General features: G+C 43.1%; 26 protein-coding genes and 3 pseudogenes. 19 read left to right on the top strand and 10 right to left on the bottom strand.

Translation table 11 applies throughout. The features are described 5' to 3' along the window. Positions 1-287 precede the first annotated feature (287 nt). The 3 genes from H8S54_RS06820 to H8S54_RS06830 form a co-directional block, all read right to left on the bottom strand. Positions 288-1,151 carry a carbohydrate ABC transporter permease gene (locus H8S54_RS06820; RefSeq protein WP_021926422.1) on the bottom strand — a complete coding sequence of 288 codons (864 nt, stop codon included), beginning with the start codon at positions 1,149-1,151 and terminating at the stop codon, positions 288-290. Between the two features lies 1 nt (position 1,152). After that, positions 1,153-2,031 carry a carbohydrate ABC transporter permease gene (locus H8S54_RS06825; protein ID WP_330600123.1) on the bottom strand — a complete coding sequence of 293 codons (879 nt, stop codon included), beginning with the start codon at positions 2,029-2,031 and terminating at the stop codon, positions 1,153-1,155. A gap of 131 nt (positions 2,032-2,162) precedes the next feature. Continuing rightward, entirely contained in the window at positions 2,163-3,392 is a 1,230-nt protein-coding gene (locus H8S54_RS06830; protein ID WP_243176679.1) for an ABC transporter substrate-binding protein, read from the bottom strand. Between the two features lie 375 nt (positions 3,393-3,767). Here H8S54_RS06830 and H8S54_RS06835 point away from each other — a divergent pair, with 375 nt between their 5' ends. The 5 genes and pseudogenes from H8S54_RS06835 (at position 3,768) to H8S54_RS06855 (ending at position 7,967) form a co-directional block, all read left to right on the top strand. Next, complete coding sequence (locus H8S54_RS06835) at positions 3,768-4,025, top strand: hypothetical protein (RefSeq protein WP_021926419.1); 258 nt, start codon at positions 3,768-3,770, stop codon at positions 4,023-4,025. Positions 4,026-4,093: 68 nt separating this feature from the next. After that, entirely contained in the window at positions 4,094-5,026 is a 933-nt protein-coding gene (locus H8S54_RS06840) for an AEC family transporter (RefSeq protein WP_186901155.1), read from the top strand. A 43-nt stretch (positions 5,027-5,069) separates the two neighbouring features. Further along, a pseudogene (locus H8S54_RS06845) lies at positions 5,070-5,210 on the top strand (purine permease); the annotation flags it as partial. 126 nt (positions 5,211-5,336) lie between these two features. Beyond that, complete coding sequence (locus H8S54_RS06850; RefSeq protein ID WP_243176680.1) at positions 5,337-7,301, top strand: AAA family ATPase; 1,965 nt, start codon at positions 5,337-5,339, stop codon at positions 7,299-7,301. 39 nt (positions 7,302-7,340) lie between these two features. Then, complete coding sequence (locus H8S54_RS06855) at positions 7,341-7,967, top strand: DUF5052 family protein (RefSeq protein ID WP_186901156.1); 627 nt, start codon at positions 7,341-7,343, stop codon at positions 7,965-7,967. Positions 7,968-8,028: 61 nt separating this feature from the next. On the opposite strand, the gene H8S54_RS06860 is transcribed toward H8S54_RS06855, so the two are convergent. Then, a complete protein-coding gene (locus H8S54_RS06860; protein WP_186901157.1) occupies positions 8,029-9,369 on the bottom strand; it encodes a sensor histidine kinase in 1,341 nt (446 codons plus the stop codon). Positions 9,370-9,445: 76 nt separating this feature from the next. Beyond that, positions 9,446-10,162: a LytR/AlgR family response regulator transcription factor gene (locus H8S54_RS06865; RefSeq protein WP_021926414.1), complete on the bottom strand. Its 717-nt coding sequence runs from the start codon at positions 10,160-10,162 to the stop codon at positions 9,446-9,448. A gap of 250 nt (positions 10,163-10,412) precedes the next feature. Between H8S54_RS06865 and H8S54_RS06870 the strand changes: the two genes are divergently transcribed. The 10 genes and pseudogenes from H8S54_RS06870 to H8S54_RS18165 all read left to right on the top strand — a co-directional run bounded on the left by H8S54_RS06870 (position 10,413) and on the right by H8S54_RS18165 (position 16,432). Further along, positions 10,413-10,793 carry a response regulator gene (locus tag H8S54_RS06870; protein WP_021926413.1) on the top strand — a complete coding sequence of 127 codons (381 nt, stop codon included), beginning with the start codon at positions 10,413-10,415 and terminating at the stop codon, positions 10,791-10,793. Positions 10,794-10,812: 19 nt separating this feature from the next. After that, entirely contained in the window at positions 10,813-11,025 is a 213-nt protein-coding gene (locus H8S54_RS06875) for a hypothetical protein (protein WP_021926412.1), read from the top strand. Between the two features lie 11 nt (positions 11,026-11,036). Beyond that, positions 11,037-11,330: an L-2-amino-thiazoline-4-carboxylic acid hydrolase gene (locus H8S54_RS06880; RefSeq protein ID WP_173766643.1), complete on the top strand. Its 294-nt coding sequence runs from the start codon at positions 11,037-11,039 to the stop codon at positions 11,328-11,330. 54 nt (positions 11,331-11,384) lie between these two features. Beyond that, positions 11,385-11,480 (top strand): annotated as a pseudogene (locus H8S54_RS18890) (DUF6783 domain-containing protein); the annotation flags it as partial. A gap of 80 nt (positions 11,481-11,560) precedes the next feature. Continuing rightward, positions 11,561-12,403: a hypothetical protein gene (locus H8S54_RS06885; protein WP_173766645.1), complete on the top strand. Its 843-nt coding sequence runs from the start codon at positions 11,561-11,563 to the stop codon at positions 12,401-12,403. A 66-nt stretch (positions 12,404-12,469) separates the two neighbouring features. After that, positions 12,470-12,673 (top strand): hypothetical protein, encoded by a 204-nt coding sequence (locus H8S54_RS06890; protein ID WP_186901170.1) that lies wholly within the window; start codon positions 12,470-12,472, stop codon positions 12,671-12,673. Beyond that, a complete protein-coding gene (locus H8S54_RS06895; protein ID WP_243176681.1) occupies positions 12,670-13,110 on the top strand; it encodes a carbohydrate ABC transporter permease in 441 nt (146 codons plus the stop codon). Before H8S54_RS06890 ends, H8S54_RS06895 begins: the two co-directional genes overlap by 4 nt. Positions 13,111-13,391: 281 nt before the next feature. Further along, on the top strand, positions 13,392-13,883 hold the full coding sequence (locus H8S54_RS06900) for an RNA polymerase sigma factor (RefSeq protein WP_186901158.1): 492 nt from the start codon (positions 13,392-13,394) through the stop codon (positions 13,881-13,883). A 5-nt stretch (positions 13,884-13,888) separates the two neighbouring features. Continuing rightward, complete coding sequence (locus H8S54_RS06905; RefSeq protein WP_243176682.1) at positions 13,889-15,745, top strand: hypothetical protein; 1,857 nt, start codon at positions 13,889-13,891, stop codon at positions 15,743-15,745. A gap of 555 nt (positions 15,746-16,300) precedes the next feature. After that, complete coding sequence (locus tag H8S54_RS18165) at positions 16,301-16,432, top strand: DUF6040 family protein (protein WP_330600128.1); 132 nt, start codon at positions 16,301-16,303, stop codon at positions 16,430-16,432. 55 nt (positions 16,433-16,487) lie between these two features. Here the strand turns inward: H8S54_RS18165 and H8S54_RS06910 are convergent, their stop codons facing one another. From H8S54_RS06910 to H8S54_RS06920, 4 genes are all read right to left on the bottom strand, one after another. After that, complete coding sequence (locus tag H8S54_RS06910) at positions 16,488-16,925, bottom strand: flavin reductase family protein (RefSeq protein ID WP_186901169.1); 438 nt, start codon at positions 16,923-16,925, stop codon at positions 16,488-16,490. 60 nt (positions 16,926-16,985) lie between these two features. Further along, entirely contained in the window at positions 16,986-17,960 is a 975-nt protein-coding gene (locus tag H8S54_RS06915) for an iron-containing alcohol dehydrogenase (protein WP_243176685.1), read from the bottom strand. Between the two features lie 23 nt (positions 17,961-17,983). After that, on the bottom strand, positions 17,984-18,145 hold the full coding sequence (locus H8S54_RS18170) for a hypothetical protein (protein ID WP_243176687.1): 162 nt from the start codon (positions 18,143-18,145) through the stop codon (positions 17,984-17,986). A 141-nt stretch (positions 18,146-18,286) separates the two neighbouring features. Beyond that, positions 18,287-19,240, bottom strand: a complete 954-nt coding sequence (locus H8S54_RS06920) for a helix-turn-helix transcriptional regulator (protein WP_021924356.1) — start codon at positions 19,238-19,240, stop codon at positions 18,287-18,289. Positions 19,241-19,403: 163 nt separating this feature from the next. Between H8S54_RS06920 and H8S54_RS06925 the strand changes: the two genes are divergently transcribed. The 3 genes and pseudogenes from H8S54_RS06925 to H8S54_RS06935 all read left to right on the top strand — a co-directional run bounded on the left by H8S54_RS06925 (position 19,404) and on the right by H8S54_RS06935 (position 22,098). Beyond that, on the top strand, positions 19,404-20,747 hold the full coding sequence (locus tag H8S54_RS06925) for an MATE family efflux transporter (RefSeq protein WP_021924357.1): 1,344 nt from the start codon (positions 19,404-19,406) through the stop codon (positions 20,745-20,747). A gap of 433 nt (positions 20,748-21,180) precedes the next feature. Beyond that, positions 21,181-21,330 (top strand): annotated as a pseudogene (locus tag H8S54_RS19330) (DapH/DapD/GlmU-related protein); the annotation flags it as partial. A 51-nt stretch (positions 21,331-21,381) separates the two neighbouring features. Then, entirely contained in the window at positions 21,382-22,098 is a 717-nt protein-coding gene (locus H8S54_RS06935; RefSeq protein ID WP_021924359.1) for a DUF2271 domain-containing protein, read from the top strand. 67 nt (positions 22,099-22,165) lie between these two features. Here the strand turns inward: H8S54_RS06935 and H8S54_RS06940 are convergent, their stop codons facing one another. Further along, positions 22,166-22,402, bottom strand: coding sequence for a DUF6061 family protein (locus tag H8S54_RS06940; RefSeq protein ID WP_117855273.1), 237 nt, complete (start codon positions 22,400-22,402; stop codon positions 22,166-22,168). 310 nt (positions 22,403-22,712) lie between these two features. Between H8S54_RS06940 and H8S54_RS06945 the strand changes: the two genes are divergently transcribed. Next, positions 22,713-23,459, top strand: coding sequence for a class I SAM-dependent methyltransferase (locus tag H8S54_RS06945; protein ID WP_021925420.1), 747 nt, complete (start codon positions 22,713-22,715; stop codon positions 23,457-23,459). Positions 23,460-23,698 lie beyond the last annotated feature (239 nt).

The raw sequence follows: 23,698 nt of genomic DNA on the forward strand, positions 1-23,698 counted from the left end.
CTAAAAAGTATTTAAACAACTAAATGTTGTGCACTAACAATATTACAGGATTTTACAGAAAAGTCAAGGTGAAAACGGACGATTCTAAAAATCTGTGAAATGTGCCGAATTTTATGTATTCGAATAGTAAAGTGCACTGTTTTTCCCATGGAAAAAATATGGGATATACAGCAAAGAATCCCGCATATATGCAGGATTTATGGTGGCTTGCATAAACAAAGGGCTGCCGTGAGCAACCCTTCGTTGTGTTCGCATCTTTTTCTATTATACTTGGAAAAAAATAAAAATCAACCCTTGACACCGCCGGAAGTGAGTCCTCCAACCAGATTTTTTTCGATTCCGACGAAGAGGATAACAACCGGAACAATTGCATAGAGAGAAGCAGCAAACAGATACTGCCATTCGATCATATTGTATCCGTTGAAAATATTGATACCAACTGTCAGAGGCTTGAAGGTATCCGTAGAGATCAGGGTCAGCGCTACGGTATATTCGTTCCATGCGTTGATAAATACGAAAATAAGCGCTGTTACAATACCAGGTGCGGCAACCGGAAGCAGGATCCGAAGAAGCGCGTGTACACGGTTGCAGCCGTCAATGGTAGCGGCCTGCTCCATCTCCGGGGAGATGCTCAGGAAAGTACCGCGAAGGAGCCAGATGGCAAATGCCTGGTTAAATGCGGCATTGATAAAGATCAGACCGATGATGCTGTTGGTCAGATGGAACGCCATCATAACCTTGTAAATACCGATCAGAAGCACGACCGGAGCAAACATCTGGGAAACGATGACAAATCCCAAGAATGCGGTCTGGCCTTTGAATTTCATTCTGGACAGGGCGTAAGCAGCAGGAATGCCGCAGAGCATAGCCAGAAGAGTAGAACCGCCGGCAATGACGATGGAATTCAGCATGTAGCTGCTCATAGGTGCTAATTTCCACACATCTGTAAAGTTGGACCAGATGGCCTTAATAGGGAAAATGGTACCGTTTATGGAGAAAATCTCCGCACGGCTCTTAAGGGCGGTACATACGGTGACAAAGTACGGATACAGGGTAAAAAGGCAGATCAGAATGACTACCACATAAAGCAGTACCCGGAGCACGGTATTTTTGGTGTTTTTTTTCTTAGCTGAAGCATTGGTGCCTGCCATATCATTCATCTCCTTTCTTCAGTACGGAAACCATGTACAGGCTGGCGCAGAGAAGCAGAATCAGGAAGCCGATGACAGATACTGCCGCAGCCTGTCCCTGCTTGCCGTTGTAGAAGGCCAGTTTGTACAGATAAGTAACCAGGGTGTCGGTACGGTTGGCCGGGTCACCCTTGGTGATGGTCCAGATGATCGGGAAGGAGTTGAATACGTAAATAATATTCAGGATGGTGCTGATAGTCAGGTTCGGACGTACCAGGGGAATGGTGATCCGGAACATTTTCTGCCAGTAGGAAGCACCGTCTACAGCCGCAGCTTCATAGTAGCTTGCGTCAATACTCTGCAGACCGGAAAGCACGGTAAAGGTTACAAATGGAATGGTAACGAAAATACCGCAGGCAATCTCCCAGGCAAAGTATGCACCGGCAGTAGGCGTCCAGTTGATGGCATGGTCGATAATGCCAAGCCTCATCAACAGCGTATTTAAGGTACCGTAATCAGTGTCAATGATGAATTTCCAGATACTTGCCTGAACGATCAGTGTAGTCGCCCATGGGAAAACCACAACTGCACGGGCAAGCTTACGGCCCTTAAATTCGTTGTTGAGTAAGATGGCAAGGATAAAGCCAAGAAGCGTGGAGATACCGACAACGGCAACGGTCCACACAAGGGTGTTTTTCAGTACCATGGCAAAAACAGAGCTGCTGGTTACCTTGCGGAAGTTCTCAAGGCCTGCGAAGCCTTTGATCAGTCCGGCCTTGCTGACATCACTTAATGCCATGCGAAATACAAATACAATGGGAACCAGAATGAAAACTGCCATCAGAAGGACGCTTGGCAGGATCCAAATGTAGGGCTCCACTTTTTTGAATTTTTTCTTCACAGGGGATACCTCTCTTTTCGTATGTTTCGTAACTGCCTGTACCGTTACAGTTACCATGTTTCAAAAAAATGGACCGGACCAATCAGTCCGGCCCATTATCATCCTCGTAATGGGAATGTTACAGTCCTGGATCAGCCAGCGATCTCTGACTGAAGGTCGTCCAGTAATTCCTGAACATCACCGCCAAGAAGTGCGTTCTGCTCTACATTGATAACGCCCTGTTTTACATCTGCCCACTCAGCTTTTGCTGTTGGATAGAATTTACAGCTGTCTAAGATATCAATCCAGCTTGCCATGTCTTCGTTAGCTGCTGCGAGAGCCTCGCCGCCAGTCTTGGTAGCTGGAAGGAAGCCTTCCATGTCAACCCACTCTGTGTAGCGTGCATCATCATAGAAATAATCGAAGAATGTTGTGATAGCTGCTTTCTCTTCATCAGAGTAATCGTTATCGAAGCACATGAAACGGTCCATAACACCTGCGGAAACAGACTCGCCAGTATTGGACGGGATAGAAGCTACGCCGTAGTTTACTTCATTTCCGCCTGTAGCGATATATGTAGGTAAGCTGTTCGGAGCGATGAGCATAGCAACCTTGCCTGCGCCGAACATATCCTGCAGGTCATAACGGGTATCGTTAGCAGGATCGGTGTTGGTGTAGCCGGAGTTTACAAGATCGATTGCGTACTGGATTGCTTCTACGTTCTGCTCGCTGTTCAGTGTCCAGTTGCCGTCGTCGTCAACAAATCCGCCGCCGTTGTTCCAGGTGTAGTATGCGAATGCTGCCTGACCTTCGTCAGTGGTCATATCGATTCCCCATGGATAAAGGCTATCGTCATAAGCTTTGATCTTCTCGCAGGCATCCTTTAACTCGTCCCATGTGGTAGGAACTTCAACGCCTGCTGCATCAAGGATGTCCTTGTTGTAGTACATAGCACGTGCAGATGCAAGATCCGGGATTGCCCATACAGTTCCGTCTACCTCAGACTGTGCAAGGAATGCATCGTACATCTTGCTGTAGGTCTCCTCAGAAACAACGTCCTGGATCGGGAGAAGAAGATCATCTGCCTGATAGTCTGCAAATACGTCGATATTCAGAACATCCGGTGCCTCGCCATTGGCAATACGGGTATTCACTACAGTGTAAATATCGTTCCAGGAAACAACTTCTACGTTCAGATTGATGTTTGGATTGGCTTCGTTAAATTCTGTAACGAAGTTAGCCCACCAATCAGCTGTCTGCTGGCCATACTGTGCAGCGATCACGTTAATATCTACTTTGTCTGCGGCTGATGCTGTGACAGGGGTCATAGAAAGAGCCATGGATAAAGCTGCACCTGTTGCTAAAACCTGTTTCATTTTCATAAGTATTACCTCCCTATAGATACGAATTGGGGCAATCCACAGATACATCCTCGTATCATGGATTGCCTCTTTGTATTAATAGCATACAATGAATCGGTCATAATGTCAACAAAAATTATGAAAAAAGTCAACAAAAGCGACAAAAAAAGACGAAAATTGAAATGAAATGCACAATGGCAGGCAGGGGCGTTTGTGAAACCTGCGAAAATACTGATAAAACGGGTTTGACATTCCGGGGGCGGATATTATACAATGAAAAAAGAGCAGAACCAAAAAGCTGTGGGAGCTTTTGCTTTGACAGGATGGAGATTTTGAAGAAAGGAGCACGCAGTGCATTTCACGGCACGAAGGCCGGGAATCCTGCGAAAATAAAAAATGGAAGAATTATATGCAGCAATTGAGAAAAAAATTAAGGACGCCGGCTATCCGCGCCTGATTTCCGGGGAGGATGTGTACAATGACATCTGCGATCAGATCGAGGGCAAGGAGAACGGAACCTACATTTTGTTATCCAAGTTTGATGATGACGTGGTTTTTGAGTATCACATTACCGTGATGGATGATGATTTTAACCTGGGTGTGCTTACCATGAGGACACCGGAGGGTGTATTTGAGACAGATTTTGATGAATAATCATACAGAACGGCAATTAAGAAGTACATTGTAATAAGAAAGTTTATATTCAGAAAGAGTGCATAAAGATGAAAGTTTTAGAGATTGTTCTTCCCGTACTGGTGATGATCCTTCTGGGAATGGCCTGCCGGAAATGGAAGCTTCTGAATCAGAACGGAATTGATAATATGAAGGTTCTGGTGACCCAGATCATGCTTCCGGTTGCTATTTTTCATGCCCTAGCCACCTCCGACTACAATAAGGAAACGGGGATTCTGGTTGGCATTATGTTTGTAATGCTGGTAATTTCCTTTAGTCTTGGCTTTGCAATGCGGCCTCTTATGCCGGAGCAGCGCTACCGCAAATATCTGCCTTTTATGGTCAGTGTGTATGAGGGAGGTTCTATGGCCTACCCTCTTTACACCAGCCTTTGCGGAGCGGAGAATCTTTCCCAGATCGCAGTGCTGGATATTGCAGGGCTTCTGTTCGGGTTCAGTGTTTACATGGGAATGCTGGGACAGGTGGAGAACGGTGATAAGATCGATGTGAAAAAGCTGTTCGCCAGCGCCATCCGCACCCCGGCTTTTATTGCAAGCGTGCTTGGCATTCTTGCGGGATTATCCGGTGTGGTGCTGAAGATTCTGGAGGGGCCTTTTGCGGGAACCTACACAAGTGTGGAGAATATTCTTACAACTTCTGTGACTTCCATCATTCTGGTGGTTGTAGGCTACAGCATTGAGCTTGACAAAAGGCTGCTTTCCCCGTGCATCCGTACGATTGTGCTTCGCGTGATCCTGCAGGCGGTGATGATCGCGGGAGTGCTGCTGGCAATCCATTACATAGTGGGAGACCATCTGCTTCTGGACCTTGCGGTGATCAGCTACATGTCTTCACCAGCTACCTTCAGCATGCAGACTTTCTTAAAGAGCGAGGACGGAAGCGCCTACGTTTCCACCACCAACTCCCTGTACTGTCTGGTGTCCATTCTGGTGTATGTGGTGATGGCGGTTGTGGTTTACTGATTGTAAGGATTTCGGAAATTGTAAATTGGATTTGAGAAAATGGGAGAGCGGAATCTGGGAAATTTTCCCATCTCTGGTGCAGTCTGTATTTGCGGAGAACGTAGTGGCAGTTGTTTTTGTAATTTCCATCATTCTGAGTCTGGTGCTTCCAGAGAATATGGAAATTAAGAAAATGGGCGAGTGATTATTTGGAATTAAAAAATATTTTTAATATAGTATTTACAATGGTTATATGAAGTTATATAATAGGGATAACTTTATATAACCATTTTTTTGACCGGAAATAATGATAAGAAGGAGGATCAAGACCATGCTGAATAATCCGAAAATGCGGCTTGAGGAGATTGACAGCCGACTGAAAGAACTGCCCCAGGGAACCCTGACCTACAAGACCATCAATGGGAAGAAGCAGCCTTACATCCAGCGTACCATACAGGGCAAGTCCCAGAGTGTGTATGTGAAGCTGGAAGGCAGAGAGAAGATCCTGCTGGAATTTCAAGAGCGGAAGAGTCTGGAAGAGGAGAAGAAGCGGCTTCTGAAATATTATGAGACGCTGAAGGATATCCTGAAGGAGAATCCTTATCTGGATGCCCAGGTAGGCTGCGGCTACCAGGATTTTCGCGATTTTGCCTGCGGCCAGCAGTTTTATGTGGACAAGACTCATTTTATTACTCAGTGGCTGCGAAGCCGAGAAAAGGTCACTCTGATCACCCGGCCGAGACGTTTTGGCAAGACCACTCTTCTCAGTACGGTAGAGAATTTTCTGGATCCTGCATGTGCCGGGCATCCGGAATATTTTGAGAAGCTGAAGGTGTGGAAGAGCGAGCAGAGCCGGAAGTGTTATGGCACCATTCCCACAGTTTCCGTAAGCTTTGGAAGCTGTAAGGGGATGAATTATGCGCAGGCAGTTCGGGGGATGATCAGTGGCCTGTTTAACATGTATGAGATTCACAATGAACTTTTGAAAAGCGAGATACTGGATGCTGAGGATAAAGAAGCATATCGCTCTATGCGGGAGAAGCTCTGGCATCGTGAGAATAATAACATAGAAATGGCAATTCCCGAACTGTGCAGACTGCTGTACAAGCATTATGGAACCAAGCCAGTCATTCTTCTGGATGAATATGATACGCCGCTCTTGGAAGCTTATACAGACGGATACTGGGATGAGATGATCGGAACCTGCCGTCAGATGTTTCACAGTGCATTTAAAGAAAATAATTATTACAGCAGGGCGATTATTACAGGCGTAACGAGAGTCTCTAAGAATTCTCTGTTTTCAGACCTGAATAATATAAAAGTAGCTACAGTAACCTGTGATGAATACAGTGACTGTTTTGGCTTCACAGAGCAGGAGGTAAAGGATGCCCTGATGTGCCAGAGCGTAGACCAGATGCAGGAAGTGAAGAAGATGTATGACGGTTTTATCTTTGGCAGTCACAAAGATATTTATAATCCGTGGTCCATCTGCAACTATCTTATAGATGGAGAACTTCTTTCCTACTGGACCAATACCAGCAGCAATAAGCTGGTCGGGGATATTATCCGGAAGCATCCTATGCGCAGCAAGCATGAAATTGAGCAGCTTATGGCTGGCGAAGTAGTGCACAAGGAGATCAACGAGAATATTACGTTCCAGTATTTAGACGGAGATGAGAACAGCCTTTGGTCCCTGCTGCTGGCTGTAGGCTATATCAAGGCGGACAATGTCAAAAAGAAGGGCGAGATCACCGAATGCGACGTATCCGTTACCAATCAGGAAGTGATGGGAATGTTCCGCTCCCAGATCAGGGAGATGGTCAAGAATGGAGATTCTGTATACAGGGATTTTGTTTATGCACTGATGAACCATAAGACGGAGCTGTTAAGTGAAATTCTCACAGAGGTGGCGTATACCTCCATGAGCTATTTTGATACTGGCAAAGGCCCCGCTGAACGGACACCGGAGAACTTCTATCACGGACTGGTGCTTGGGCTTATTGTATCTCTGCGGGATCAGTACCGCATTGTCTCCAACCGGGAAAGCGGAATGGGAAGATATGACATTGCCATGTATCCTCTCCAGAAGGATTTGGACGCGTTTATTCTGGAATTCAAGGTGATGAACGAGAAAAAAGAGAAGGAAATCGAGGATACTGCAAGGAACGCGCTGCTTCAGATAGAGGAAAAAGCTTATGAGACAGATCTTCTGGCTGCTGGAATTCCCAGGGAAAAGATCTATAAGCTTGGAATTGCATTTGTCGGCAAGAACGCTCTGGTGATGGAACAGCAATGAAGCCATCACCGCATTTTTACAAAGGAGGAAATTCATAATATGAAAAAGAAAAAGTTCATAACCGCAGTCCTGTTAAGCTTTACCCTGCTTACATCCGGCTGTTCCATAGGCGGGCTGAACTCAGTGATCAATGAGCTGCATGGTTCCCTGGTGGGAAACAGCTATACCATAGACACCTATGACAATTACGGCAACAAGACTCTGGAGACTACTGGCAAGAAGATCAGCATCACCGGAAATAAAATTGAAACTGTCAGCTATGATGATACCGGCAAAGCCATCAAGGGCTACGACCTGTCATCAGTAATCACCATTACCATAGACGGCAAGGAGATCGAAAGCTGCGGCGACACCTGTATTTTCATGCAGGACGGCCTGAACCCGGAGGTGGATTTCATAGAGGAAGCCATCCAGAGCAGCAGCGCTGGCCTTACAGACAACGCGGCAGTTGCCCGCTACATAAACAAGTACAAGAACTACTTCGGCAAGTCCCGGATCGTGGTGATCAAATCCCAGCTTGGCCAGCCTATCACCGCATTTTCCGGCGACAATGTATATTGGGAAATCCCGGAAGACCTCCCCAAGATGACCAAGCTGATGATCGATGGAAAGGCTCTCTACATACACCGTGCCAATTACCAGATCATAGACAGCGACCTGCTGTAAAGCGTGTTCCAAAAATCATTCCTGTAATCTGCACGTACTACTTTGCCGAAGGGTTTTACGACTATGTATTAGCGTTATTTTTACTCGGGCGCAGCATGATCTTCGCCGTGAAGACGCCGTTATCACAGGTGAAGCTGCTGGCACCGCCGGTTTTTTCGGCGATGTGGCGGACGGACTGGATTCCGATTCCATTGCCTGTGCGTTTGGATGACTGGAAGATATCATTTTTCTTCCGGATTTCGCCGTCGAAGGTATTCTCCACCTGGATCAGAAGCAGATGATTGTAGTGAAGATAAATCTCCACGTTAATTTTCCTGCGGGAAACCTCTGTTTTCTGGCTTGCCTGGATGGCGTTTTCCAGAAGGTTAGAGAGCACCAGGCACATGTCAATCTCATCCACAGCAATATGGGAAGGCAGATCCGTTTTTGCATGGAAGGGAATGCTTTCCAGTTTGGCAAGGGCAGAGTAATAGCCAAGCACGCCATCCGCCGCCTGATTTTCACAAAAATGCAGATCCTGGCTTGGAATTTTGCTGGAAGCACAGGAAAGATACTCTTTTATTTTGTCCAGATCGCCGTTTTCCGCAAGGGCAGACAGCTGGACAAAGTGATGGCGAAGATCATGCCTGGCCTGTCTGGCTTCCTCAATGGCAGAGCGAAGATTCTCATATCTTGCCTGCTGCAGGGAAAGGAAATGATTCTCCTGCATAAGCCTTGCGTTTTTGTTCAGGCTGTTTGCTATCAGCAGAAACATGGCGTAGAAGAATACCAGGATCACCAGAAGAACCAGGCTGATCACAATATATCCCTGAAGGATCCGTCCGGTGTACAAGGTGTTCCGGTACTTTGGTACCATGAACAGATTCAGCGCAATGAAGATCAGAGGCAGGATCCAGAAGATATACCAGGTCTGTGCGAAATTTTCATCGTCCACCATAGTCCTTGCTGCATGGGAAGCAGGATACCATGCAGCTGCAAGAAAGAGCAGGCAGATTCCATTATAGAAAAGTCCTGTGCCTGTTCGGAACCACAGTTCATTTTCCGCAAGGTTAAGCCCTGCAGTGAGAATGGCGTTGAATGCCCTGGACAGACTGTTGACGCAGGCGAACACCGCGCACACAGCCAGGAAAATACTGCCGGATTTCCAGATGGTGACCCGAAGAGTCCTGTGGTAGACAGCCATAACTGCCGGCAGCAGAAAAATCAGCACAGGCAAGGTGGTAATCTGCAAAGTATAACATAATACACCACCTGATACACAAAAACCTGCAAGCAAAGGAAGCAGCCACACTGCCAGTTTGTGCAATGGCTGCCGCAGGTAAGTCCTTACAGGCAGATAGGCAAGCAGTAAGCCTGGAATGATCACTGTAAGTTCAAGAATCGGTCTTAGCATTTTGTCCATTGGAAATGTCCTTTCTCAGAGATCGTTTTTAAAGTTTTTCCTAGAGCCTTTTTCAAACACGCTCTAATGTTCTTTTTTAGTGTCCTCTCTGAAACAGAAACTCCATGAAAGTCTGTCTGGCATGTTTCACAAGTTTCTGGCTCACCGGGATCTGGTTCCCGTCATCCATCACGAATACCTCTCCGTCGAAATCAACCGCGTGTTCCAGATTGATCACAATACCTCTGTTGCACTGATAAAAACGAGGCTCTATTTTTAACAGGGCAAGGAAGGCCTCAAAGGACTGGCGGGTAACCAGTTCTTTTGTCTTTGTAGTATGAATGTGGATCATATGGGAAAAATGCTCCGCAAACACAATGCTCCGGAAGGGAACCTGTATGTTGCTGCCGTTCACTTTCACATCTATGTACTTCCCGGAATCGGGAATCCGGGAAAGAACCTCATCCATCAGTTCCGAGATTTCCTTCTCGTTATAAGGCTTTACCAGATAGTGCAGGGCGCGGACCTTAAATCCATCCAGCGCATGATCTGTGGAGGTGGTGGTAAAGATTAACAGACAGTCCGGATCAAATCCCCGAAGCTCTCTGGCAATCTCGATCCCATTTGCCCCGTCCATATAAATATCCAGGAACAAAACGGTAAAAGGCCGTTCCTTTGCGGCTTTCAGAAAAGTCTCTCCGTTTTCAAATTCTGTCAGGTCAGCATGAACCCCGCGCCTGCCAAGCTGCTGTTCCAGGCGGTCACGCAGCAGGGTACGCTCGCTGGCAATGTCATCTACAATTGCAATTCTCATATGTATTGTCCTCCCGGTTTGCGCACTGACTGGTTGATTTCTCAAACAATCCTGCGTGTGAAAATTTCTCCATCATCACAATTTTTATAAAAACAGTATAACACAAAACACCAGACCAAACCATTCCCCTTGCTGGCAATTCGTGCCATTTTTTACTGTTTCGTGCCAAACCAATTGAAAAACATTTGGATTTTCATATAATTAGTCTCAACAAGTGAAGGAAAAAATCAAGCGGAAAAGGAGGAGATTCGTGTATTGCATTGCTGTATTGATTGATGAAGAACAAAAGGGGCAGGATTATGCAGAATATATTTTGAATTACTGTGCCGACAGAAAGATATTTCCCCTGGTTCAGATTTATCAGGATCAGGAAAAGTTTTTTGGAGAGATACAAAAGACGGTACCAGCTATTGTGCTTCTGGCGCTTCCGGGGGTAGCAGGGCTGAATGCTGCCGAGCATCTTCGTTCCCTGCACCCCAAATGCAAAATAATCTGGTGCAGTGATCTGGATTTTTCCCTTCATGCCTTTAAACTGCGTGTGGAATATTTTTTTATGGAGCCCGTGGAGGAACAGAAGCTTTGGGAGGGGCTTACGGCATGTTTCGGACGTAGCAAAGGGGTCAAGAAATAATTTCAGGAAGGAAAAACACATGGGAGTACATTCAATTGATGCGGAAGACGATCAGTTCGCATACCGCTACGACACACAGCTTTTGATCGAGAGAAGAGACCAGGATCTGGTAAAAATCCATTTCCACACCAATGAGCCCTGGAAGATTCTGGAATACTGCAATTCCATCGGCGATATTTTTGATATTGTAGTGGAAGACATGATCCGCCAGGCCAACGGCCAGCAAGGCTAAGGAAGACCACAATGAAAAAAAGAGCATACATGGTATCCCAATATGGAAAATGTTACGAGCAGTACTGCCGGGAGTATTTTTACCATCCTTTCTTTTTACGAGGCAAGTGCACATCAGCTGGATGGCCCTGTTCTTTTGGAAAGCTTCCCTACCTTTGCCGGACCGATCATTTCCTGGCAGAAGTCATGCACGCCCGGCTGATCCGCACCAAAACTGAGGCCCTTGGCGGCGACTGCTGCGATTACTGGTATGTAGGCGACCAAAGTCCTGCACTTACGGAATATGAGGATCTGCCGAAAATATAAAGATGAGCCGTAGCGGGCTGCGACAACCGAATTCGGGTAAAATATACCGCAAAGTGGGGCGTGCAGATTGCAGGAATGATTTTTCAAACAAGCTCTAGCGTGCACGCAATCTTGAAATTACATAGAAGCATACATAGTATGTTAGAATAACATTCATAATATGATACCAGAGTATCAATCATATAATAGACAATGCAAAATGTAAATCCACAAGGAGGCGAAGCCCACATATGAAAACGAAAAAATTTTGGATCCCGGTCCTCTTAGTCGTTCTTATTGCCATTGGCTCTGGCGCATGGTTTTATCAGAAGTATTTGGAGAAAAAGGAAGAGCCGCCCATTCGTGTCATGTATATTCCCCTTGGCGACGATGACCACCTTATGATCGGCCAGAACAACGGCGACGTTTTTTCCATAACCATGCCGGACACGATCCTGGATGAAAACGGAAAGCAGATCACCTGGCAGGAGCTGAAGAGGGGAAACCTCCTGGATATTTACGGCGACGGCATTATGCTGGAATCCTATCCTGGCCAGTACCCCGGCGTAACCAGAATAAAAGTTGTCAGCCAGGGAGATCCTGCAGACGCTGACCAGTACCAGGATATTATCGACGAGATCTGGTCCCCAAGGGATTCTTCCCAGCTTCCCTGTCTGAATGTAGGATACACCCAGTCCTACGGCGTTATTAGCGCAGTGACCATGCAGGGAGGATACAGTTGGACTTACACAGACGAAGAGGGCGTGAGCCAGACCATAACGGCAGACAGTTCCAAGGTCACAATGTGGTCAGACCTTCCGATAATGAATATAGAGAAAGCCACAGACATGGAACTGTATTTTGACGAACAGCCAGTGGAAGTGACTGCTATAGCCTATCCGGCAGATTTTCTGGGCACAGAGGCTTCCGGGGAAGAAGGAGAGACTGCTTCCATAGAAACAGACGAGGACGGCAATTTTGTCCTGAAAAATGCCCGGGAAGGAATGATTTACCTCATCCGCGGCCAATGGGAAAACGGCTGGTCCGAATACGGCTTTACAGTCGCAGGCAGACAAAAACAGCTTTCCTCTTAATTCTTAATGAGGCACTGGAAAAACACTGCACAGCTTTTTCCCAGGCTATTGAAGTATTGGGGAATATTGCTTATAATAAAAATGCTTTATGAAAATGCAGACGGCACCGGGAAAACATGGCAGGAGACCCCCCTGTTTGCAAAGATCATCCATCTTGCGGATATGGTAGATATTATTGGAAACAGCAGAGGATTTTCCGGGCAGCAGTGGAAGCGGGTGGAGAATTACCTGAATCAGAATAAGGGACGGCTATTTCCGCGTATAATATGATTCTGATCAAGACTTACATTGAGCAGCTTCCTCCGGCACTGGAAGAATCTGCCAGCCTGGACGGAGCAGGCTATCTTACCTGTTTCTTCAAGATCGTCCTTCCGCTCTGCAAGCCGATCATTGCAACTGTTGTGGTATTCGTAGCGGTTGGCCAGTGGAACTCCTGGTTTGACAATCATATTTCTACCCGTGCAAACGAGAACTTGACAACCTTACAGTATTTACTGTACAACTACTTAAATGAGGCACAGAGACTTGCCGAACAGCTGAAGAATGCATCCAGTGGAGCAGACATGACGCAGGCTATGGCATCCATTTCCCCGAAAGGAATCCGAATGACCATCACCGTACTTGCATCCCTTCCAATCTTCGCACTGTATCCATTCATGCAGAAGTATTTCTCAAAAGGAATTATGGTAGGTGCTGTAAAAGGCTGATTTGTGAAATTGAAATAAAAGAGATGAGGAACCTCTGGTATCTGTTCATTCGGATAGATTCCAGGGGTTCTTTTGGCAAATAATGTAAGTTACATTTATAAATATGAATTTACACTGACTCATAATTACGATACAATTATAGCATCAGAAAAGATATAAAAAGGACACAGACAGTTAAGCTTCGATTGCCTGTGTTTTGTTTTGTAAAAAATAAAAAATTTTTGAAAGCAAATTCCCATATTTCAAGTCTAATAGTTATAAAAACGAAAAGGGGGAATAAAATGGATGCTTTGGTAACAGCAGCTAGAAATGGAGATAAAGAAGCGTTCGTTCAATTGATTCGGATGAATAAGCAGAGCTTGTATAAAGCTGCCTGGGTTTATCTTCGGAACGAACAGGACATTGCAGATGCCCTGCAAAATACGATCCTGTCCTGCTATGAGAATATACAGGGGCTAAGAGAAGTGAAATATTTTAAAACCTGGCTGATGCGGATTCTGATAAATGAATGTAAAGACATTCTCCGTCAAAAGAACCATGACACGGAACTGGATAATTTCGCAGAAGGGGTACACTGTGAAGAACTGGATCTATGCGAATGGAAACAATTGCTTTTATGTCTGGATGAAGAAAGCCGGAAAATCGTGGAACTCTATTATTTTGATGAATTTTCCGTAAAGGAAATTAGTGCTCTTCTTGAAATGAATAGCAATACGGTATCAACCAAACTTTCCAGGGCGAGAGCAAAATTAAAAGAGGTGATCAGGAGGTGAGGACTATGGATGAAAAAGAAATCAGAAAAATTTTAAAAGAAGAAACTGTGATACCGGACAATATTGATAGAGCTATGGAAGATGTTCTGAAGGGAATTTTGGATTCTCCAGATGAGAGAATGAGCAGCACGAAGAAGCTAATTGTAAAATCAGATAAAGGAAGATCCAAAAATTCAGGAAATAAGAAAAAAATAATCCGTATTCTTCTTCCGGTAGCTGCCATATTAGGTGTTAGCACCGGCGTACTTGCAACAAAACTTGGATGGCTTCACAAAGAACTGGAACAGCAGGGCGTTACAGAACAGGAAGCTGTTCAAATGGTTGTCACAGAACCAGATTCAAATGCAGAAAATGTGGAAGATGTGACTTCTTATCATATAACTCCAAAGGAGAAGGATTGGAACCAGTCTATGCTGTCTGTTACAGAAGCGTATTTTGATGGCAGCGGTTTAAGCTTTCTGGGAGAGCCTTCCAGGGAGGCGAAGAACTATACGATCAGCTGCCGTGACCATGCGACAGTGAATGGAGAAGATGCGCTTGCAGCTTTGAACAAGATAGACGGGGAAGATCTCTATTATGGACACATTACTCTGTATGATGATGCATTGACAGAGAAAATATTAAAAGAAGATTCCCAGGTAGAGCTTTCCATGACCATTCAGGCATATCCGGATTATAACGGCAAAATCTATTACACCTGGAAAGATGATGAAGCTTACAGAAAGATTTTTAAAACTGGTTCTTTTACAGATTCAGAAGGAATGCTGGCTTATGCACTGCCTGCGGAGGATGCTTACAGAGGATATACGCCGCAGACCCTTACCGTAACCCTTCCATTAAATGATGAAGTACGGGATATCATAGAAAAATACAGAAAAGAAGGAAAGCTGCAGGCGGAAGATACTGGAGTAGAACCCATTTCGGATTCCCTGGATGAGAATACACAGGAAACAACAGATTCAGAAGATCCTTCAGATGCTGCGGAAGCAAATGAGAAATATGATCCGGAAACAGCAGTATTACAGGTAAAGGAAAGCCATGTAACAGCTTCTCTGCCGGGAAAATCCGGAACTCTTACGATAGAGGCGGATATCACCGGAAGTACCACCGATGTTTCGAAAGGAATCCTGGAAAAGTACAGCGTATCAGAGGAAGAAATCTGCTCCTGGTTTGGCGGGGGAGACGGCTGGGAAAAATCCAAGACTGATAAAATGGTCTGGGAAAATAAAGAAAAGGGACTGCAGATATTCATTTCAGACGGAAGGATACAGTGTGATGGCTTAAGTGAAAAAAACCTGGGAGATTTAGGAAACAATACGGAAGAGGAGGAATTAAACATTATAAATCAGCTGCTTTCCAGAGCCAATTTAACAGGAACTTCTGTAAAGAAGTCAATCAGCAATATGACGGAAGGATATGATTATTACGACACAGAAATTCTGCTGAATGGAATACCGGCGGGCGGACTTTCCCAGCATGGTTATCTGGGAAAAGCAGGCTTTGGCCCTGAGCCTGGAGACTGTTATTTCAACATACCGATTCCGCTTCAGTTGAAAGTGGAAGAAACAGTTACTATGCTTCCTATGGAAGAAATTATGAAGTCAGTGGAACAATATGTAAAAGAGGGCAAAATTGGTCTCTTCACGGAACAGGACACTGCGGAGGAAGCGGAATCTACCACGATTCCCGTTACAAAAATCTGTCTGGAATATTATATTGATGAAACCGCAGAGGGAATCACTTACAGGCCTGTCTGGAGCTTTCGCTGCCCTTACCAGTGGAAAGACTCCCCGGATGAACAGGAACTGTTTTACATAGACGGAGAAACCGGGGCACTGATTCGGGATGCGTTTGGCTGGTAGAAAAGTAGGATATTATATTCGGTTGCGTCAAAAAAATAAATTACGTATACTTGTAGAAAATGTTCCTTAAAGCGGAGTTTAGTGAATCAAGGTGGACGCGTTCCCCCAGGTGTGCCGGGGCAGCCAATGACGAATTTCGGGAATTTGGCTCCGTCGCCTATTGACAGGTGGGGAAGTAAACTCACCCTATCGGGCTCAGACAGTGCATCCCCACCTGTCGCTTACTCGCCAAATTCCCGAAATTCGCCAACCGTCTGTCCCGGCACACCTGGGGGACCGCTGGCTATTGAAAACTATTCCCGCGATCTGCACATCCGAATATTGGAACGCACAGCGGTGAACTAACTGCTAACTACGGCTAAATCGTTCAGGAGAGCCTTCACGATTAAGCCTTCGTAAGCAGTGGATTTCATCCAATGTCATTAAGTTAACCTATTGTGCTACTTCAAATAAATTATGTGAAAACCTGTGCTCCTTTCGTTGTATTCCCTACAAATAGGATAGCACATTTTGTTGAAGTTTCTTTATATTTATTTTATCTAGCACAACAAGTTAATTTACTTCGGAGAATGGATAAAATCTATCCTTCTGATAAATCTCATTGCACTGCTTTTTCTGGTGCATGTGGTTTATATCGGAATAAGATGCTATGTGAAAGACTGGCGGGAAAAACGAGGACATTATTAAAGATAAACGGACAGCTAAAGATGACGCTGTCCGTTTTATAAGAAAATAATATGTTTTACATCAAATCCATCTTATCCCAAAGAATATTGCCATTGGCATCCAGATATTCTTCATCTACATGAATAGCTTCAACCTTTCCGATGAACAATTCATGTGTACCCGGCATAGTACTGTCTACAACACTGCACTCAATGCTTACCGGACAATCTGTAAGGATAGGGGCATCTACATAAGTTGCATCTTCCCATTTGATGTCGGCTTTTGCAAATTTATCTTCATCTCTTCCAGAAGCTGAGCCAAGATAGCCATATTCTTTTTTATAGCTCTTTTTCGGGAAATTGATTACAAAGCAGCCGGATTCCTTTACTATATGGTGGGAATATCTTGTAGGTGTGATGCCGACCATTACCATAACCGGATCAAGGCTTACATTGGCAACGAAGCCAACTACCAAGGCATTGTTTTTGCCATCTTTGTCCCTGCAGGAAACGATTGTCTGAGGGAGCGGCTGGACACAAAGTACAGTATTAGATGCTAATTATTTCATTGATTTTTACCTCCATGCGTTTTCAAAAATTGTAAGATAATCATCATCAGATAAAGGAAGCGGATCAGCAGTAATATCACCGCCTAAAACTTCGTGAACCTTGGCAGGATACAACTGTAATTCTTCCTTTGTAATTCCATCATCGCTCATCTTAAGATCGCTGCATCCGACCTCAGAAATAAGTTTATCAAGAGCTGCAATAAAATCTTTTCCACTTGTAGGATTGGCAACACCCATTGCAGCCGCCATTTTTATCATATTTTCTTCGGAAGCTTTCTTTTCGGCGAAGAAATCATAATAAGCGTGTGCAATTTCAATCAGACCGGCACCATGAATGAGGTTGTCATGGAAGCTGCCCATTACATGTTCCATAGTGTGGGCAGAAGTACACATCATATAGTAACCTGCAAAAGTATTTGCAAGAGCCATGTATGCACGGGCTTCTTTATCATTTCCGTCTTTTACTGCTCTTGGAAGATATTTTGCAACATATTCTATGGTTTTTAAAGCAAACATTTCTGCCATAGGATGGTGGTTGATATTTACAACCGTTTCTGATGCGTGGAAAAAGGCATCCATTCCCTGATAAGCAGTAAGCTTTGCTGGAACACTCATCATCAAGTTACTGTCAACAACAGAAAGTGTCGGGAACATAGATGGGAAGAAAATGCCTGTTTTTTCCTGTGTTTCATCATTGGTAATAACAGAAGCAATATCAACCTCGCTTGCAGTTCCGGCAGAAGTTGTAATACATACGATAGGTAAGGCAGGATGTGCCGGAGTTTTCTTTCCGCCACTTGCAGATAAAGAATAATCCCAGATGTTTCCGTCATTTGCTGCCATCAGTGCGATACATTTTGTACAGTCCATGATAGAACCGCCACCCAGAGCAATGACAAAGTCACAGCCATTTTCACGGACAGCCTTTGCACCATCCATGACATTGATATCTGTTGGATTAGGACGGATGCCTTCAAACAATACATGTTCGATACCGGCAGTATCTAATTCTTTTCCAGTGTTTCAAGATATCCATACTTTTTTACGGACTGACCACCAATTGCAATGAGTGCCTTTTTGCCCGGAAGCTGTTCACTATGAAGTTCACTCAGTTTTCCGGGACCGAAAAGCACTTTCGTAGGCATGTAGAAATTAAAATTATACATATTCAGTACCTCCTGTTTTAGTGAATTTTCCAGAATCTCTCTGAATCTGAAGTAATTATATAATTATGTTGTCAGGGAGGACACTATTATATGTTAATAAATATGGTGGTAATTTCTAATATATATTTTGGAGACAGAACATTATGATATAGATTTCAGATACTCTCTCGGGGGCATTCCGTAATATTCTTTGAATGCTTTGTAAAAGTTACTGTGATTGCTGTAACCGAGAAGTACAGAGATTTCCTCAAGTGAAAGGGATGTATTTTTCATCAGAAGAACTGCACGTTCCATTCTTTTTTCAAGCAGGATTTCTGTGAATTTTCTGCCGGTTTCTTTGTGAAGAAGCGTAGAAATATAGTTTGGATGGTAGGAAAAATGTGCAGCAATATCCTTTAAGGTGACAACATCAGAATGATCCCCCATATAGTTTATAATCTGTTCTGTAAGTGACTTTGTATCTGCTCCGTGCTTTTCTATTCGGTATCTTCGAGCAATTTCAAGTAACAATGTCTGGAGCATTGATTTTAATATACGCTGGGTATCTTCCTGTTTGTCAGCATATTCTACTACCATAAGTTCAAGGATTGTGCGGATGGCATGGTCTTTCGTAACAGGCAGATGGATATATTCGTCTGAGAATTTATTGGTCTGTGGCTCGATAAAGAAACGGAAAAGGGCAGAATCCGTATATACTGTGGGTAAATATTCCCGAAAAAAGGAATCTTTACGGATAAGAACACCAATAATCACCACATTTTCATTGTTGTCAGCACGTAGGGCATACCCACTGTAAGGCTGTCCGATATAGCATTCATCCTCGTTTATTGTGATCAGATTATTATATTTTTCGGATAAAGCCTGATAGCTGTTCTTATATGCATAGTTGATAAAGAAAAAATCCTGCCTGTGAAAGGGTTCATGTATCTGTTTCCCTTTGAAAACGCATATCAGCACATCCTCATCATCCGGACCAGGCCAGTAAGAGGTGACATCTCCGGGCACACCGGTATTCATCTGATGAAAGGTCAGGTCAAGAGAATTAAAAGCAATTCCCAGTTTGTTAATGGCGAGTTCAATATATTTATTACGCATAAGAAGGACTCCTTTTTTATAATCTGTCCCAATTATATATCATGATATTAGAAAACGCCACCTCAATTATTAAGAAATGATAGTGACTGGCTGACCACCTATATTTAAAATAAAATCATAAGTTGAGATTAAAATACCATTTGAAATTTGGAGGAAAACAGGTATGAACAAAGCTGCTACTTTGGACATGACGGAAGGTAAAGTAATACGGGTACTTCTTGTGTTTACAATTCCCATTTTTATCAGCAATCTGTTTCAACAGTTTTATAATGTTGTAGACGTGGCTGTGATCGGACATATTTTAGGAGATAATGCGCTGGCAGCAGTTGGAGCAACATCATCTATTTACAGTCTGGTAATCGGATTTATCAATGGAATGTCAAATGGTTTCTGCATAATAATTGCAAGATATTTTGGTGGAAATGAACAGGATAATTTCCAAAAATCTGTGCAATTTTCAATTATCCTGTCCATTATAACAACCGTTATTCTGACGATTGCCTCAATACTATTTTTAAAACCATTACTTCGTTTGCTAAACACACCTGTTGATATTTTAGATTTATCTCAGAGCTATATTTCAGTTATCATGCTGTTTTGCTGTGTTACTTTTGCATACAATCTTTTGTCTTCAATACTCCGGGCAATTGGAAATAGTTATATTCCACTGTATGCACTGATTATCGCATCTGTTTTAAATGTAATACTTGATATCTTTTTTGTGAAAACACTTAATATGGGAGTAAGGGGAGCAGCCTTCGCAACAGTAATAGCACAGGGATTTTCCGCACTTTTCCTGTTGATATATATAGCAAAATACTGTCCATTGCTGCATATAAATATTCGTAAATTTACCATCAACTGGACAATATTACTTGAACTTTTAACTACTGGATTTTCAATGGCGATGATGCTTGTTCTGACTAATATCGGTACGGTTATATTACAGGGAAGCATTAATTCCTTTGGCACATCCACTATTACAGGCCATACAGCCGCAAGAAAATTTCATGATCTGTGTATACTTCCGCTTGGCACGATATGTACATCTTCAGCAACATTTGTCAGTCAGAATTATGGTGCCAGAAAAAAGGAACGTATAAAACAAGGTGTTTCAGCCAGCATTTTTCTCGGAACTATCTGGAGTGTTCTTGTACTGATGATTGTGCTGATTGCCGGTCGGCAACTGATCTATGCACTTACCGGATCTACAGATGCAATTGTTATCGGAATATCTATGAAATATTTATATTGGAATGTTCCGTTTTATGCGGTGTTGAATATTTTACTTATTATGAGAAACTGCCTTCAGGCATTGGGAAATAAGAAACTTCCTGTAATTGCCAGCATAGTAGAACTAATAGGAAAGTTTGCAGGAGCTTTCCTGCTTTCACGAATGATCGGATATCTGGGAATCTGTCTGACAGAGCCGATTACATGGATTGTATGTGTACCGATTGTATTAGCAGGATTTGTGCAAAAAATCAAACAAATTTCAAAAATATAATAAGAAAAGTATTAAAAATATCAGGAGGCTTATTATGACAGAAGAAGAAAAATTAGACGCAGGACTTTATTATGATTTCTGGGATGTCGGAGTAAATGGCAGAAAACTGAATGCAATCAAATTCTGCCGGGAACTTCGCAGAATGCAGGATGCAGATGCGACAGAGGATGAACAGGCTGTATTGATAAAAAAATATTTTGGTTCGGTAGGCAGTGATGTGTGTCTGTGTCCAGGCTTTATGTGTGACAGCGGCAAAAATATTCATGTTGGGGATCAGTTTCTTGCAAATTACAATGTCACAATTCTTGATATCATGCCGGTGCATATTGGCGATTATGTGATGATCGGACCAAATACTTTGATTACGACTGTAAATCACCCAATCACCCCAAAAGGACGCAGAGAACACCTTGGCATTGGCAATCCTGTTACGATTGGAAATGATGTATGGATTGGCGGAAATGTGACCATTCTTCCGGGAGTGACAATTGGCAACAATGTGGTCATTGCAGCCGGAGCTGTGGTAACAAAAGATGTGCCGGATAACTGCGTGATAGGCGGGGTTCCGGCTAAGAAGATAAGAGATATTGAGAATGATGTTTTATAATATTGGCAGAATAGGAGAACCATTGTTATGAGGAAAAAGATAGTTTCCATATTAGTAATCATACTATTTGTACTTACAATAATTGTAAAAATCGGAGCTTCAAAGAACATCAATAATGTTACTTGTACAACTGAAAGCAATAAGCAACAAACCATAACAGAAGAAACAGATGATGTTATAGAAAAAACTGTAACATCAGATGATAATGTGCCAGATATAAGTCCACTTGAGACAGCACAGTCTAAAGATAGTCAGGTAAATGGAAAGCTGAAAATCAGTATAGATTTTAATCGTTCAAGTACACCGGCTTCTAATCAGTATGCCGTGTGGATTGAAGATATGGATGGAAATGTGGTAAAAACTCTTTTTGTAACCAATTTTACTTCCAATGGAGGATATGCAGAGCGTGAAGACAGCATTCCTACATGGGTTGCTCATGCTAAGCCCTCTGATATGGACAAAACACGAATTGATGCCATAACAGGAGCAACTCCTTCTACCGGGACACACTCTTATATCTGGGATGGAACAAATGATGACGGAAATATAGTTGCAGATGGTACATATATGTTTTATGTCGAAGGAACTTTATACTGGTCGAGCATAGTCCGTTATGAAGGAACAGTTAGTATGGGTGATACAGAAAGCTCAACATTAGATGTGAAAGCAGTGTATACAGAAGATACAGAGCAGAATAGAAATATGCTGTCAAATGTTACGGCTGATTATATAACCGAAAATTGAAAGGTTCTGAACAACTAAAAGATAATCAAGAGTTGATTTATATTCATTTGATTATCGCAGTTTTTAATTATAATTCAAGAGAATCTTCGGCATCTACCCACATCTGCAAATTTCCATCAAGATATAATTTTGCATACTCAAGTGGTTCATCAATAGCAAGTGCGTTTAATGCACAGTCTGATCCGGGTGTAGTTTTTAAATTTTTTTCTGCTTCCCAACAGTCAATGCGAAGCATATAGCCTGCACTGGTATATACATCAATGCTGTTTCTGCGTGGATTGTATTCTGCAAGTATCGTTCTCATCGCATCTTATCTCCTTGTCGTTCAATCAATCATTTGTTACAAAAATCAGAAGCATTTCAATCAGTTCACCATGTCACTTTTATTTTGTGTTATACTGTTTTATAGATTTTTCTTGCCCTTGTATTTGCCCTTATCAGAGTTCGTAAACACTGGTGGGACGATATAACACAAGGGAAACAATAAGGGAAAGCTCACCTGCGACAAATCCAGTGTTTTCAATGGTTTGCGGAGAATTTAATAACAAAATATAACAGTTATTAAATTTCTTAAAACAGGTGAAATCTCAATCGGGATTTGTGGAGGCAAATGTATGAGCGAGTGGAATGCTGTATTATATGATAGTAAGCACGACTTTGTTGCCGAATACGGAAAAGGACTTTTAGAATTTGTGCCTGAGAATAAAAACCAAAGTATTTTAGATTTGGGGTGTGGAACGGGAACGCTTACTGTACAGCTATCGAATTTTGCAGATATAGTTATTGGTGTTGACAGCTCTGCAAGCATGATAGCAAAGGCGAAAAAGCAATATTCCAATATGCAATTTGTGGTTTGTGATGCACTTGCTTTGCCATTTGAGAAGCGGTTCGATGTGGTTTTCTCGAATGCAGTTTTCCATTGGATAGCTGACTATGACGCTTTGTTAAAGCAAATCCATAAAGTGTTGAAGCCAAATGGATTGTTGGTTTGTGAATTTGGCGCAAATGGCAATATTGCAACCATTGAGAATGCCTTTATAGATGCTTGCCGCGATTTTGAATATGAATATAAGCCAAGATTTAATTTTTCAACGAGTGGACGGTTTGCGGACTTGTTGGTGAAGAATGATTTTGTGATTGACAAAGTGTACGATTATGCAAGACCAACACCGCTAAAAGATAACGAGAGAGGATTAGCTAATTGGATGAAGCAATTTTTTGCATCCGATTTAGAAATGATGCTGGAAAAGATGCAGAATGAAATCATTAAAAAAGTCGAGGATTCAACAAAAGAATCTCTTTGGAACGGTAATGAATGGATTGCCGATTACCGCAGATTAAGAGCAATCGCACATATATAAATTTCATGATCTCTCGGAATTCTGATTGATCATGCCAGCGAAACTCTGGCAGTGAACTTTGAAAAGTAGATATTGTTTCTGGAACAAAAAAACGGCATGAGAAATAAACATAGCTTTCATTATGGCTCTAAGCGTGGTATGATAGTCAATAGGATTATGCTACATCCAAAATCAACTTTCTCAGGGGAGATTCAGATGGCAGATCCCATGCATCCAGATGCTGTAACATCAGGATGTGA

The organism is Blautia segnis (assembly GCF_014287535.1).
Taxonomy (GTDB): domain Bacteria; phylum Bacillota; class Clostridia; order Lachnospirales; family Lachnospiraceae; genus Blautia_A; species Blautia_A acetigignens.